This window comes from Candidatus Baltobacteraceae bacterium, assembly GCA_035502855.1.
GTDB lineage: Bacteria > Vulcanimicrobiota > Vulcanimicrobiia > Vulcanimicrobiales > Vulcanimicrobiaceae > Aquilonibacter.
In genome coordinates this window covers 57,710-72,142 of record DATJTX010000025.1, presented here as the reverse complement: position 1 = coordinate 72,142, position 14,433 = coordinate 57,710, and the positions used below count along the sequence as shown (strand labels likewise).

The following is a 14,433-nucleotide window of genomic DNA, read 5'->3' as shown; positions in this document are numbered from 1 at the left end:
CGTTGGCTCGTAAGGGGTCCCACCGTCGCTCCGCCGGACGAACCGAGCGCCACCCTCGTCAGAGTGGGTCCGGTCCAGGCACAGACCGATAGTATATCACCCCTAGGAACCCCACTCAAGGGCGGGGTAGATGCGCTCCGCATGCACCCTTCCGACGGCCAAATCCGAACCGCGCTGCGCGCCGTCTTCGACGCCGCGGTTGCCAGCGCCGATCCGCGCCGGGTCCTCGCAGCCCATTTGCCGCCGCCGCCGTCCGGACGCACGGTCGTGGTCGGAGCCGGGAAATCGGCCGGGCTGATGGCCGCGGCGCTCGAGGACGCCTGGCCGCAGGTGCCGCTCGAAGGCGCCGTGGTCACGCGCTACGGCCATCGCGTCCCCACCCAGCGGATCGAGGTGATCGAGGCGGCGCATCCGGTACCGGACGAGAACGGCGAGCGCGCCGCCACGCGGATGCTCGAACTCGTGCGCGCTCTGGGCCCCGATGACCTCGTGATCGCGCTGATCTCGGGCGGCGGTTCGTCGCTCCTCGCCAAGCCTGCCGAGGGCATAACCCTTGCCGACCAGCAAGCGCTAGCGGAAAAGCTACTGGCATCGGGCGCGTCAATCCACGAAATGAACGCGGTGCGCAAGCACCTCTCGGCCGTCAAAGGCGGACGGCTCGCGCTCGCGGCCCAGCCGGCGAAGGTTGTCACGCTGGCGATCAGCGACGTTCCCGGCAACGACCCGGCAACGATCGCGAGCGGCCCGACCGTACCGGATCCAACGACGCTGAACGAGGTTCGCGCGATCGTCGCGCGCTATTCCATCGAGCTGCCGCGGCGCGTGGCAACATTTCTGGAAACGGCTCGCGAAACGCCGAAGCCCGGCGATTTTCCCGTCGACTTTCGCTTGATCGCCACGCCCGCGCAGGCGCTACAAGCCGCCGCCGCAGCCGCGCGGGAATTCGGATTTGCGCCGGTCGTTCTCGGCGAGCTCGAAGGCGAGAGTCGCGATCTCGGGATCGTGATGGCGGGAATTGCGCGCAGCGTCGGCCTGCACGATGCGCCCGCCGCCGTGCCGGCGATGCTGATTTCGGGTGGCGAGACCGTCGTCACCATCGGGTCCGCCAAGGCCGGCCGCGGCGGGCGCAACATGGAATTTCTGCTTGCTCTCGCGATCGCACTCGAGGGCGCACCCGGCGTTTGGGCGATTGCCGCTGATACCGATGGACGCGACGGGACCGAGGATGCCGCCGGCGCGTTCATCGCGCCCGATTCGCTCGAACGCGCTCGCAATGCGCATCTCGATTCCAGCAGGCTCCTCGATTGCCACGACAGCTTCACGTTTTTCGAAGCGATCGGCGACTTGCTTGTTACGGGTCCAACCCTCACCAATGTGAACGCGTTGCGGGCGGTAGCGATCGCGGGTAAGACCAAGGCATCATGACTATCGGAATTATCGGCGCGGACGATCGCGCGGTTGCTTTGGGAAGAATGTTGCGGCGCTGCGGACACAACGTGTGTTTCAGCGACCCGATCGACGACCGCACCTCGCAATCCGCGGCCGAAGCGCTGGGCGACGGGGCCTTTGCCACGACCCCGTACCAGCAAGCAGCGAATTGCGAAACGTTGCTCTTGACCGTTCACTGGGAAGATCTCGAGCCGGCCCTCGCCGCGCTCGGAAGCTATAAAGACGGCATCGTGATCGACGCGACCCGGCCACCGCACATGGGCGATCGCAGCGGCGCGGAACTGCTTGCGCAGAAACTGGACAACCGGCACGTCGTCAAGGCCTTCGTCGAGCCGCCGGAGTTGACGAACGACTTCAAAGTTGCCTCGGATGACCCCGAAGCGCGCGCCAAGGTCGAAGAAATCATCGAAAACTGCGGACGGCACGCGATCGACGCGGGCCCGCTCATCCATGCGCGCGAGATGGAACACGACGCCGAAGCGATCCGTCCGACCTCACGGTAGCCGCAACCGCAGCCGGAATTGCACCGTACGGCCCATCGGCCAATTCTGCGGTACGTAGCCGGCCCGGCCGTACGTCCACGGCACCGCTTGCGTCTGGCCGTCGTTCGTCGGCACGCCGTTGCCCAGCGTATACGGAACCGAGTACCCGCCGGCTGCTTCGTACGCTGCCGCGTATAAGGGATTCCCGCCGGCATAACCCGGCGCCCCGATGAGATAGGGATTGCCCTGGTACGACGTCGGCGCGTCGTTATTCAACAGATTGACGACGTCGACGACTGCCGTCCAGCGCGGCGTGAGATCGTATTCGAGGTGCAGGTTGACGAACGTCTCGGGCGGGGAGTGCAGGGAATTCGGGAAGTCGGCTTCTGCGGTGCCGAGCGATCCGATATAGGGATTGCTGGTTGCGTTGTACGGCTCGGCCGGGTTTTCGAGGAAATAGTAGTTGTAACCGGGATCGTAATAGTTATCGTTCGGAACCTCTTCCGGCTTACCGGTCGCCGGATTGAAGACCCAGACCATCTTGCCGTTGCCGTACGGGTAGCCCGACTCGTATGAGAGCGACGGCGAGACGCGCAGCTTCCGGTCGCGCGTGTGCCATTCGTACGAAAGACTGGCGGAGAAATTCGGCAGGTAGCTGACCGGGAAGAGCACGCCGGCTGCGACCGCCGGCGCGTTGAGATCGTTGAACGCAAACTGCGAGGCGCTCGACGAATAGGCGCGGATGAAGTTCGAATCGAGGGTGAATCCAGCCGCGCTGAGCCAGAGTTCCGCGCCGCGCGCGCGCAGGCCGCCGACGTTCGTCGGGACGCCGACGCCGTTTGGCACGAGACCCGATTGCAGCGCCGAGCGAAAATTGTACGGCAGGACGTCGATCAGATTCTGCTCGTTGATGTTGAAAAGGGTCGCGCGAAACTGCATGCGCGTCCCCCCTTCGAGGGAATAGGTGAGGTCGTTTCCGATCTCCGGAGAGAGCTGCACGAACGGAGCGGGGGCATTTGTTACCGGATCCACGTTCGTCGAATCGATACGATCCGTTTCGAGCGGCAGCGGTGCGACCGTATTACGATCGTAGGTGATGCGCGCCGCGATGTTGCCGGTCAGATTGTAGGAGGCGGAGAGGTGCGGATCGAGCGCACCGTCGTCGTAGATCGACCCGGAGCTGGGAATGATATGCGTGTCGGTGAAGCGCCCGTTCGCCATGAAGTCGAGGCGCGGTGTAACGTGCCACGTATCGCCGAAATACGCGAGATACGAGATCAGCGTCGGATTCGAAGTGATGAACTCCCCGGCCGTCGGAACGACCTGATTGAGAGATGCCGTATTGGTGCGATACTCGGCTCCGAATCGAAGGTCGTGATGCTCGCCGATGATATCTTCACCGTCGTAGCCGAGGCCCGTCTCTCGGCTTCCTTGTCTCTGCGAGAGCGAGATGATACCGTCGGGCCAGCCGTTCTCGTCCCAGAACGGACCGCCCGCCTCCGCGCCGTACTGCGTTTGATAGAGCTGCGCGCGCGAGAGCGAGTGCGCGCCGTTATGAAGCCATTGCGCCTTGAGGATGCTGTACGAGCCGCGCAGGCCCGAAGCGTAATCGACGGCCGCGTTCGGATTCACTTCGCCCGGATAGCTCACGGGCGTTCCCGCAGCCGTCTGACCGTCGAAGGCGCCGACGGTTTCGCCTGCATACGGCGATCCGTATTGATCGTATGACGCCTGACCAACCAGACCCAAGATCGAGATGTCATCGTTGGAGTCGATCCGATAGTGGACGTTCGACTCCATCGAGTACTCACCGCGATTTTGGAGTGCGAGCCCGTATGTGGCCGCCTCCTCCGGATAGAACGAACCGTTGCCGTAGAGAAAATACTGACTGCCGGTCATCGTCGCGAAGGCGTAACGCCACTTCAAATCCGGCGTGGCGCCGAGCACTTGCAATGAGTTCTGCTGAAACTGCGCGCCGAGGCCGAAGCCGCTCTCCAGGGTGACGCTTCCCGGGTAGGTGCCGACCGCCGGGATCTCATCGACGACGCCGCCGAGCGAGTTGTCGCCCTGCGTCGCGTACCCTGCGAGTGTCGTCGTCGTCGAGGCAACACCAGTCGTCGGAAGCTGCGCCCCGACGATGTTGCCGCCCGGCTCCGCAATCAAGCCTTGTGGAAGAGGGACTGAGTCATAATCGAAGATCGCGTCCGAGACCTTACCGCCGCGTAGAATCGCGTTGGCGAAGGGGTCGAGGACGACGCCGGGCACTGATGCGATCGCTCCTTGCACGGTGCCGCCGACGTAGGTCGAAAGGCCCGAAGACGAGACCGGCGGTGAAAGCGCGCGCGCTTGCGCCCCGCTTACGGTGAAGGAGTCGCTCGTGCTCCCAGCGGCGAATGCGCGACTGGTCGATTGAACGCTTGCGATCGTCCGCAGCGTGGAAACCAAACGGAACGCGACGTACTGCGTTTCTCCCGGAAAAACGATCACGCCGTTCTGCTTCGCAGACCGATATCCGGTCGCTTGAACTGATACGGAATAGACGTCGGGCGCGACGCCGAGCGCGGTAAACCGGCCGTGGTCGTCGGATCTCGCGTTGTAGATCCCGGACGGTGAGGCCAGCGTCAATCTCGCGTTCGCGACGGGTGTACCGTTCGCGGTCACGACGCCGACAACCGTGCCGGTGGTCGCTTCAGCGGCACCGGACTGTCCGAATTCGCTCGCGAAAATGATGCTGAGCACGAAGAACATTCGTGCCGTAATCGGAACTCTCATGATGCTCCTCTACGGGGCGCGCGTACGCCCCGCCGATTGACGAAGTAGGTCTACGTCAGGGGTATGAGGAGCGGTGGTGCCCGTTCACCGAGTTGACGAACGTGCAAAACTTGCGTGCGGCAGCGTCTCGATGCGTCATCGCGCCGCGCGAAGATCGTCGTGTTCTCGCGCCCGAACGCACCGAGAATACGATCGAAAACGATCTCGACCAGCACCGCGCAGCGTCGAACGATCGCGCGCATTGCACGGGCGATCAGAATCGTGAAGAGCGTCGCGATCGAGGCGTGCACGAAGAGACTGAATAGTACCGGGCCGCCGAGCCAAGCCGTGCCGCCAAGGAGCCCCCCTTCGCAGAAGGCTTGTTCGCAGCTCTCCATGACGAAGACCGCGGCAAGCTGCAATATCACCACGTAGGGAACGTCTCGTATCGGCGAGCGCGCGAGGAAGCGACGGGCCAGGTCGCCCGGCCGCTGGGGGCTGCGGCTGCGGCAGCTCAGCAGCCGCCGGCATTGCCAGCCCAATAACAGCAGCGCGAGCGAGATCCCGGCGATCAAGGTGGGCACCACGCTGGAATGTACGTTGTCGGCATAACCGGGGCCAAGAATCCCGGTGTTCGCGATCGTCTCGACCAGCGGGTCCCCGACCGCGGCGCCAATGAGCGCAACGGCGATCAAGAACGGCAGGCGGGACGCGCAACGCATCGGGGAGACTTCGGCACCGAACGCCAGGGACCACCTACCGGGGCTGATAATGCTCCCGAACATGTACGTGCTCGCTGTAATCGTTGCCGTTGCTACGGCGAGCCCCACGCCTTCGCCGGCGCCGGGCGCCTTGCCGGTGATCGGAACGGTGCGCGTCGTCACCGGTTCGCCCGAAGCAATGCACAAGCTGCCGATGCCGGCGTCGCTGCTCGACACACAGGCGATCGCGAACTCGCCCGCGCTGACCAGCGACGGACTCTTGGGGGCGTTGCCCGGATTCGATCGCGATCGCAGCAACAGCATGTTCACCAACTACGGACAATTGCGCGTCTCGTTCTCAGGGATGGGCAACGATCGTGGTCTCGTCTTGGCCGACGGCGTACCGGCGCAAGACGGTTTCGGCGGTCAGATCGATTGGGCCGAGTATCCGGCGCCCGACATCACTCGTGCGGAGCTATTGCGCGGCGTCGGCTCCGCGCTTTACGGCGGCGGCGCCATCGGCGGCGTGCTCGCGCTGCAAACCTTCGCTCCCACGGCGCAAACCAGCGGTCCGGCCGCCGGCTATTTGAGGTTCAGCGGCGGGACGCACGCCTTCGCTCAAACCTATGCGCAAGCCACGGCGCCCCTCTCCGGCAAGCTTTCCGCGTCGGTCGCAGCCTTCAGCCAGCGGCTCCAATACGACGATCTTGCGCCCGGCTATCAAACCGCCCACGACAACGAGGCACAGACGCAGGAAAACATGGCGTCGATTCGCCTGCGCTACGCCGCCGATCCGCAAACGATTCTCGAGTACGGCTATCGCGGCGCGTGGGACTATCAATATGAAGGACGTTCCAACTACGACTTCTGGCGAAATCTCGTGCAGAACGCCGTTCGAATCGCGCACAGCACCAAGCAAGGCACGCTGACCGCCGGTTATTACGAGCGCAATGCGTTCGTCGTCAATCAGGCCGACGAATATCCGAGCAAACCTGGGACGCTGCTCTACACCCAATACGTTCCTACCCACGAAAGCGGCATCTCGGCCGACTGGATCGTCGAGGGCGACCGTTCGACCTTCGAGGTCCACAGCGATGCCAAGTTCGTCGGCGGCGTGAGCAATCAGTATAACGGCGCCGGCATCTTCTCGGTCGCCGGAAGCGGCACGCAAGATCTGCAGGGGCTTGCTCTGCAGGAAACTCTGCACGGCAAACGCTTCGAAATCATCGGCGGTCTGCGCGGCGACGCCATCGATCTTTTCAACGCCTCGACGCAGAAGGGAACGGTCGTCACGCCGATCGTGCCGCGCGTGTATCGCGCGCTCTCTCCCCGTTTGGCGGCGCGCTACGACCTGACCAAGCGCCTCGCCTTTCGTGCCTCGGTCGGCGGCGGATACCGCGCGCCGTATCTGAACGAGCTGGTGCGCGGCTACCAGATCGGCGCGGTGCAGTACCTGCCAAACTCGGCGCTGGTCCCCGAGCGCAGTTCGTCGCTCAGCTCGGGATTCGATTGGAGCGCCGGCGCGAACGAACTCTCGCTCGATTTCAATCACTCCTACGTGAACGACGCGATCGATTTCTGCACGATCAGCGCCACGGTGCAGATGCGCTGCAATTTCTCTCACACCCGAACGGACGGCACGACACTCGCGTACGTTCGCGCGGTCGGCGCCTGTTCGCGGGTGATGATTTCGGGAAACCAGCAATACGCCCGCATTACCGTCGGGACGCCTGGTGAAGTTGGAAAGCAACTGCCGTATGTGCCGAAGGGCTCGGCGAGCGTCGCGTTCGACTCCCAGGTCGGCGCGGTACAAACCGGTGTCGACGTCGACTATCTCGGCATGACGTGGGCTGACGATCTCAACCAGGAACCGCTCGGCACTGCGGTCACGGCGGGATTGCATGCAGTCTTTCCGCTCGAGGCGGGCGCTCGCTTGACGCTTTCTGCCGACAATGTAACCAACGCGCACTATCTCTCCAGCATCGACCGGTACGGTCCGCCGCAGGTGATCTCGCTCGCGCTCTCCGCACCGGTGGGCGGCGCGCGAGCGTTTGGTTGCGCGGGCACGCGGGAAGAACCTCCGCCGAGGAACAGCGGAGGAGTCTAACCATGAACATGCGCTCGATCATTGCGGGAGTCGCCATCGGCGCCGTGCTCGCATTTTGTTTTCCGGCAACGCCGGTCTGCGCCGACGGTGCGGCAAGCACGCGCAACTTGCTTCTGCTCGGGGGCGCTGCGGCCGCGACGTATTTGATCGTCGAGCACAACCGGAAGGTTCACCAACAGGAAGCGGAAGACGCGCAGCGCCAGGCCGCCGCGGAAGAGCAAAGCAATGACGCCTGGTCAGCCTATCATCAGGCCGAAGACGCCTATCGCCAGGAGGCGGCAGCCAACGCGGAACTCGAGCGAGAGATCGCCTACCAACACGGTGTCGTCGAAGCGCAGCGTAAGGAACTTGCGGCGCTCGACGTGAGTACGAGCGAAGCGGGCAACGGCGCCGCAACCGTCTCGTACGGGTGGGGTACGCCGTGAGAGGCACCCTCGCGCTGGCGTTTGCGCTGGCGCTTGCCGCCTGCTCGACGAGCGATCCGCAATCGACCGCGAGCGCGGTGACGCGTGCGGTTTATCAAGACGACCCCGCCGCCGTGGCGCCCTATTTCGACGATGCGTTGCAGGCGCAGGTCTCGCGTGCGAGCGTCGGCGTGCTTTCGGATCGGATGCACGCGCTTGGGAATTACACCGGGCTCACCCTGCTCGGTATGGATACCGGCAAACACGAATACACGTATCGCGCCAACTTCTCGAAGGGCACGATGGACGTCGTCGTGCGCCTCGATTCCAATGGCAGGCTCGCCGCGTATCGCGCGTCCCCGGGTTAGTGCGATGAGGTTGCGCGGCTGGCCGTGAGGAACGTGCGCGCGAACAGATCGGCCGGAAGCGGGTGCCCGAGCGCGTAGCCCTGCACGTATTGGCAGCCGGTTTCGAGCATCACTTCGAGCTGCATGGTGTTCTCGACGCCTTCGGCGACGACCGTCATGCCGAGTTCCGAAGCCAGGCGCATCACGGTAACGGCGACCGCACGCGCTTTACTGTCGACTTCGCTCTTCGTCACGAACGAACGATCGATTTTGAGTACGCTCGCAGGAACGTCGCGCACCCGTCCGAGCGAAGAACCGCCCGTGCCGAAATCGTCGATCGCGCAGTGTACACCGATTTCGCGCAGCGAACTCACGAGCGCGGCCACGTCGCCTTCGTCACTCGCAACCACGCTCTCGTTTATCTCGACGATCAGCGCGCTGGCCGGAACCGCGGTCCGCTCGAGCAGGTCCCGTATGCGATCGCGACAATGCCGATGGAGCACTTGCCGGGCGAAGAGATTGACCCACACGGCAAAATCCGGAATGTCGCGCCGCCATTCCCCGGCTTGCAGCAAACTCTGTTCCATCACGTTCCAGCCGACGTGCTCGCCGATCGAAAGGCGTTCGAGCAGTTCGATGAAGCTCGAGGGCGTAACGATTCCGCGCTCGGGGTGGATCCAGCGCAGCAGAGCCTCGGCTCCCGCTACACGCCAGTCGCGCGTCGTCTCGTCGAAGGCAAAAATCGGTTGGAAGAACGGGACGAGCTCTCGCCGTTCCACGGCGCGATGCAATTCGCCCACGAGCGACGGCGATTCACCGACCTGCAGTTCGGGTGAATAGACCATTGCATGCGTCGGCGATTCCTTCGCGCGGTCGAGCGCAATATCGGCCTTTCGCAGCATCTCGTCCGCCGACCCGGCACGAATCATCCGCACTGCGCCCATCGAAACTGAAATGAAGACGCGTGACCCGTCGGCTTCGAAGGGCGCGTCGAAAAAGGCGCGCAGTTCCGCCATGATCGCGTGCGGGCTGCGATCGTCGACTACCGCCACCGCGAACTCATCGGCGCTGACCCGCGCAATCATGTGCGAGGGCGGAAACGTTCCGCGCATGCGTATGGCCATCTGCTGAAGCACGTGATCGGCGGCGACGCGGCCGACGCCCTGGTTGAGCAGACGCATATCGTCGACGTCCATGATCACGAGCACGATCGCGGAATCGGCATGCCGGGTGATCCATTCGACCAGCCGCTCACGATTTGGCAGGCCCGTCAGCTCATCGACGAAAGCGCGACGCGAAAGACGCGCAACCAATTCCCACCGTTCTTCGCTCAGCCCCCCCAACAAGAGCGCCGTGAGCGAAGAGGCGAAGAGAAATCCCTGGCTTTGAACCGGCATCGGGGAGTGCGCCTGCAGAAGCTGCATCGCGGTCGCGCTGGCCCATGCCGTGAGCGAGGCCAGTGCAGCGCCGCGAATGCCGTACCGGATCGCAAGCCAGCACATCACGACGACCGGCACCTCGAGAATCGGCGCGTGGGTGAGCGACTCGAGATAGACACCGGCACACACCAGGATCGCAATGCCGGCGACCAAGCCGGCGATTTCGACCGCGCGCGGCTCCTGATGCTCGGCGGGCGGGTTCAGCCCGCGCCAACCGCCGAGCGTGATGACCGCCGGGACCAATGCCACGATCGACGTCACCGTGCCCAAAATCGATTGCGCCAAGGCTCGCGGTACGTCGTCCGTTGCGATGTGCCCAATCGCGACCAGCAGCGTGACGCCCAGAGAACCGGCGAGTACCGGCGCCGCGACACCGATGATACCGACAAAGACGGCGATGTCGCGCAGCGTGCGCAGCGGGAGCGTGACACGCAAACGAGTCAGCACGAACGCAACCGCATACGCAAACACCGCGGCGATGACGAGCTGCACCACGAGCGTCGATAAAAGCGCGGGAAGCGTGTGTTCGAGGACGGCGGAGCGGGCCAAGGCGCCGAGCGGAATCAGCGGCCACCAACGCCAGCCCGCGTAAAGCAGCAGAAGAACGTCGGCCGCGACGACGGCGCCGTCCGGCAGCGGCGCGAGAATCTGCCACGCAAGCAAAAATCCGGCGATATAGACCGCCGTTCTGTGCCAGCCATCCGGACGCGGCGCGAAAGAGCGCACGGACTCGAAGTTCATCCTTTCGGCCTATGGTTCCCGTTGAAAGCGAAGAAGCCCGGCCGGGCGGCCGGGCTTCCCTTTAGAAGTCGTCTTCCATCGGGTTCTCGCTGAACGTCGTTTCCTCGTCCTCGTCCTCGAAGGGCTTCTCTTCCTCGTACGAGTCTTCGTCTTCTTCTTCGATCTCGTACCCTTGCTGACCGTCGACGTCTTCCTCTTCGGGTTCTTCGTCGGCAACGAAGAGATCCTCACTCTCCGTTTCGCGCGCAGGCAGCGGAGGCGGTGCGGGAAGCGGCATCGTCGCGTCCAGCGGTTTGCTGTCGTCGATCTCTTCCTCTTCCTCCTCTTCCTCGTCGGCATCGATCTCGGTGGGATCGCCGACGCCCTCTTGCGCAGCCGCTTCCGCCAATACCTCGCGTGCCGCGACCTGCGTCTGCGAGGGTATCGGTTGATCGTCGCCCATCAAGAGGCCGATCTCCTGACGCTCGCGATCGCCCATGTCGTCGTCCTGCATGCGCACGTCGATCTCTTCGCGATTCTCGGTGAGCACTTTGACGTCGAGCGCAAGCGATTGCAGCTCCTTGATCAGCACTTTGAACGACTCTGGAACGCCCGGTTCCATCACGTTCTCGCCCTTGACGATTGCTTCGTAGGTCTTCACGCGTCCGACGACGTCGTCGGACTTGACCGTGAGCAGCTCTTGCAGCGTGTAGGCCGCGCCGTACGCCTCGAGCGCCCAGACCTCCATCTCGCCGAAGCGCTGCCCGCCGAACTGCGCTTTGCCGCCCAGCGGCTGCTGGGTGATCATCGAGTAGGGTCCGGTCGAACGCGCATGGATCTTGTCGTCGACCAAGTGCGCGAGCTTGAGCATGTAGATCATGCCGACCGTGATCGGACGCGAAAAGCGTTCGCCCGAACGCCCGTCGCACAGCCAAGTCTTGCCGTCGGGCGCCATGCCGGCGTCCTGCAGCCATTCGGCGATGTCTTCGGCGTGGGCACCGTCGAAGACCGGTGTCGCGACGTGCATGCCCAGCATGCGCGCCGCCCAACCCAGATGCGTCTCCATGATCTGGCCAAGGTTCATACGCGAGGGAACGCCGAGCGGGTTGAGTACGATGTCGACCGGCGAACCGTCTTCCAGATACGGCATGTCCTCTTCGGGAAGCACTTTGGCGATGACGCCCTTATTGCCGTGACGGCCCGCCATCTTGTCGCCCTGCAGAATCTTACGTTTCTGCGCGACGTAGACGCGCACGAGGTGATTCACGCCCGGAGAAAGCTCGTCGCCGTTCTCGCGCGAGAACACCTTGACGTCGATGATCTTGCCCTTCTCGCCGTGCGGAACTTTCAGACTGGTGTCGCGCACTTCACGCGATTTCTCGCCGAAGATCGCGCGCAGCAGCCGCTCTTCCGCCGTCAGCTCGGTCTCGCCCTTGGGCGTGACCTTGCCGACCAGAATGTCTTCCGGACGAACTTCCGCACCGATGCGGATGATGCCGCGCTCGTCGAGATCCTTGAGCGCGTCCTCCCCGACGTTGGGAATGTCGCGCGTGATCTCTTCGGGCCCGAGCTTGGTGTCGCGGGCTTCGCACTCGTATTCCTCGATGTGAATCGAGGTAAAGCGATCCTCCTTGACCATCCGCTCGGAGATCAGGATGGCGTCTTCGTAGTTGTAGCCTTCCCACGGCATGAACGCGACCAGCACATTCTGTCCGAGCGCGAGCTCGGCTTCGTCGGACGACGGGCCGTCGGCGAGCACTTGACCCGCGACGACGCGCTCGCCGAGCTTGACGATCGGCCGCTGGTTGATACACGTACCGGCGTTGCTGCGCACGAACTTGAGCAGCTCGAACACCTTCTCGGTACCGTCGTCGAGTTTGACCGTGATCCCTTTGGCATCGACCGACGCAACCGTACCGTTGACGTCGGAGACGATCAAGCTGCCTGAATCCTTGGCGGCGCGATACTCCATGCCGGTGCCGACGATCGGCGCATCGGGACGCAGCAGCGGCACGGCTTGACGCTGCATGTTCGCGCCCATCAGCGCGCGGTTCGCGTCGTCGTGCTCGAGGAACGGAATCAACGCGGTCGCGACCGAGACGATCTGCTTGGGCGAGACGTCCATGAGCTGCACACGCGACGCCGGCTCTTCGATGTACTCTTCCGCATAGCGGCAGACGACCGAGTCCGAGGTGATGCGACCGCTCACGTCGTCGACCGGAGTGTTGGCCTGCGCGATGATGTATTCGTCTTCGCGGTCGGCAGTGAGGTACACGATCTCGTCGGTAACGCGCCCGTCCTGCACGACGCGGTACGGTGTTTCGATGAAGCCGAACTTGTTTACGCGCGCATAGGTCGCGAGCGAGCCGATCAGGCCGATGTTCGGGCCTTCCGGCGTTTCGATCGGGCAGATACGGCCGTAGTGCGAGTGGTGGACGTCGCGAACCTCGAAGCCGGCGCGTTCGCGCGAGAGACCGCCCGGCCCGAGCGCCGAAAGGCGGCGCTTGTGGGTCAGTTCGGCCAGCGAGTTCGTCTGGTCCATGAACTGCGAGAGCTGCGAGGATCCGAAGAACTCTTTGATCGCGGCGACGACCGGACGGATGTTGATCAGCGCCTGCGGCGTGACTGTCTCGATATCTTGTACCGTCATGCGCTCGCGCACGACGCGCTCGAGGCGCAGCAAACCGACGCGGAACTGATTTTGCAGCAGTTCTCCGACCGAGCGCACGCGGCGGTTGCCCAGGTGATCGATGTCGTCCTTGGCAATGATGCCCGTCGCGACTTTGATCAGGCGGCGAATCACCGCGATCATGTCGGAGCGGGTGAGGCAGCGCACGTCGATCGAGGGCTCTTCCAGACCGCGATACTCGTTGATCTGGATCGTCGGCGTCGCGGCGCGTTCCTCGACGTCGGGATTCTCGATGCGATAGTGGAACTTGCCGCCGAGTTTGTAGCGGCCCACGCCGGCTAGATCGTAGCGCTTCTCGTCAAAGAAGAGCGACTCGAGCAGCTTCTCCGCGTTCTCGGCGTTCTCGGGCTCACCCGGACGAAGCTTCTTGTAGATCTCCTTGAGAGCGTCTTCGCGCGTCTTGATGTCTTTGTCTTTGTCGATCGAGTTCTGAATCAGCGGCGAATTGTCGAAGAGCGCGAGAATCGCATCGTCGCTCTCCCAATTCAAACCGAGATCCGGACGCGAAAGCGCGCGGATGAACGTCGAAACGTAGATCTTGCGGTTCTTGTCGATGCGTACGCCGATCGTGCCTTCGGTCTCGTCGTTTTTGGTGCCGTTGTCGGTCTCGAACTCGATCCAAGCGCCACGATTGGGGATGATCGTCGCGTTGTAGGTCGGGCGCGCGTTGGTATCGACGTCTTGGCTGTAGTAGACGCCCGGCGAACGCACGAGTTGGCTCACGATCACGCGTTCCGCGCCGTTGATCATGAACGTGCCCTTGTCGGTCATGAGCGGGAAATCGCCCATGAAGATCTCTTGGTCGGGGATGCCCTTGATTTCGCCCGACTCCGCCGTGATCAAACGAACGCGAACGCGCAACGGTGCGCTGTACGTCATATCGCGCTCTCGGCACTCTTCGATCGAATACTTGGGTTCGCCGAGCGAATGCTCTCCGAACTCCAGGATAAGGTTGCCGGTGAAATCTTTGATCGGCGAGATCGACGCGAACGCTTCCGCCAGCCCGTCCGTTTTGAACCAATCGAAACTGGCCTTCTGCAGTTCGATCAGGTTCGGAATTTCGAGCACGTGCGGAATCTTCGCAAACGTGTGCCGTCCGCGTTTGGGGCCCGGATCCGGCGGCTGTTCGATCGTGAACGCTCCCGCCGCCATCGGGAACGAGCTGGGCACGGCGGTCGTCGTTACGCCGGCATTGGGCGCAGGACGCTCCGTGCGCTTCGACTTGCCCTTGGTCGCCGCGGAACTTTTCGCGGACGTTTTGGGTGCCGTCGTTTTCGCCATTATCTCTCTCTTACTGACCTTTGAGGGTTCGGGCACGCTGTGCTGCACAAGCAAAAGAGGCCG

9 protein-coding genes are annotated in these 14,433 nt (G+C 63.5%); 5 read left to right on the top strand and 4 right to left on the bottom strand.

Annotated elements, in window-relative coordinates; all coding sequences use genetic code 11:
• Positions 1-141: 141 nt before the first annotated feature.
• The gene (locus VMF11_10575) at positions 142-1,425 is read left to right on the top strand and encodes a glycerate kinase (GenBank protein ID HTU70749.1); all 1,284 of its coding nucleotides are present in this window, start codon (positions 142-144) and stop codon (positions 1,423-1,425) included.
• Positions 1,422-1,952 carry an NAD(P)-binding domain-containing protein gene (locus VMF11_10570; GenBank protein ID HTU70748.1) on the top strand — a complete coding sequence of 177 codons (531 nt, stop codon included), beginning with the start codon at positions 1,422-1,424 and terminating at the stop codon, positions 1,950-1,952. Before VMF11_10575 ends, VMF11_10570 begins: the two co-directional genes overlap by 4 nt.
• Here VMF11_10570 and VMF11_10565 read toward each other — a convergent pair.
• Positions 1,944-4,703: a TonB-dependent receptor gene (locus tag VMF11_10565; GenBank protein ID HTU70747.1), complete on the bottom strand. Its 2,760-nt coding sequence runs from the start codon at positions 4,701-4,703 to the stop codon at positions 1,944-1,946. The two genes, VMF11_10570 and VMF11_10565, sit on opposite strands and share 9 nt — an antisense overlap.
• 50 nt (positions 4,704-4,753) lie before the next feature.
• Positions 4,754-5,404, bottom strand: coding sequence for a hypothetical protein (locus tag VMF11_10560; GenBank protein ID HTU70746.1), 651 nt, complete (start codon positions 5,402-5,404; stop codon positions 4,754-4,756).
• Positions 5,405-5,465: 61 nt separating this feature from the next.
• On the opposite strand from VMF11_10560, the gene VMF11_10555 reads away from it, so the two are divergent.
• Genes VMF11_10555 through VMF11_10545 form a run of 3 tightly spaced genes read left to right on the top strand, consistent with a single transcriptional unit; the run spans position 5,466 to position 8,262 of the window.
• Positions 5,466-7,490 (top strand): TonB-dependent receptor, encoded by a 2,025-nt coding sequence (locus tag VMF11_10555; GenBank protein HTU70745.1) that lies wholly within the window; start codon positions 5,466-5,468, stop codon positions 7,488-7,490.
• Positions 7,491-7,492: 2 nt separating this feature from the next.
• Positions 7,493-7,915: a hypothetical protein gene (locus VMF11_10550; protein HTU70744.1), complete on the top strand. Its 423-nt coding sequence runs from the start codon at positions 7,493-7,495 to the stop codon at positions 7,913-7,915.
• Entirely contained in the window at positions 7,912-8,262 is a 351-nt protein-coding gene (locus VMF11_10545; protein HTU70743.1) for a hypothetical protein, read from the top strand. The genes VMF11_10550 and VMF11_10545 overlap by 4 nt, the downstream gene beginning before the upstream one ends.
• Here VMF11_10545 and VMF11_10540 read toward each other — a convergent pair.
• Together VMF11_10540 and rpoB are read right to left on the bottom strand one after the other, a co-directional pair.
• Positions 8,259-10,421 carry an EAL domain-containing protein gene (locus VMF11_10540; protein HTU70742.1) on the bottom strand — a complete coding sequence of 721 codons (2,163 nt, stop codon included), beginning with the start codon at positions 10,419-10,421 and terminating at the stop codon, positions 8,259-8,261. The two genes, VMF11_10545 and VMF11_10540, sit on opposite strands and share 4 nt — an antisense overlap.
• Positions 10,422-10,482: 61 nt before the next feature.
• The gene (rpoB, locus tag VMF11_10535) at positions 10,483-14,370 is read right to left on the bottom strand and encodes a DNA-directed RNA polymerase subunit beta (protein ID HTU70741.1); all 3,888 of its coding nucleotides are present in this window, start codon (positions 14,368-14,370) and stop codon (positions 10,483-10,485) included.
• Positions 14,371-14,433: the final 63 nt, after the last annotated feature.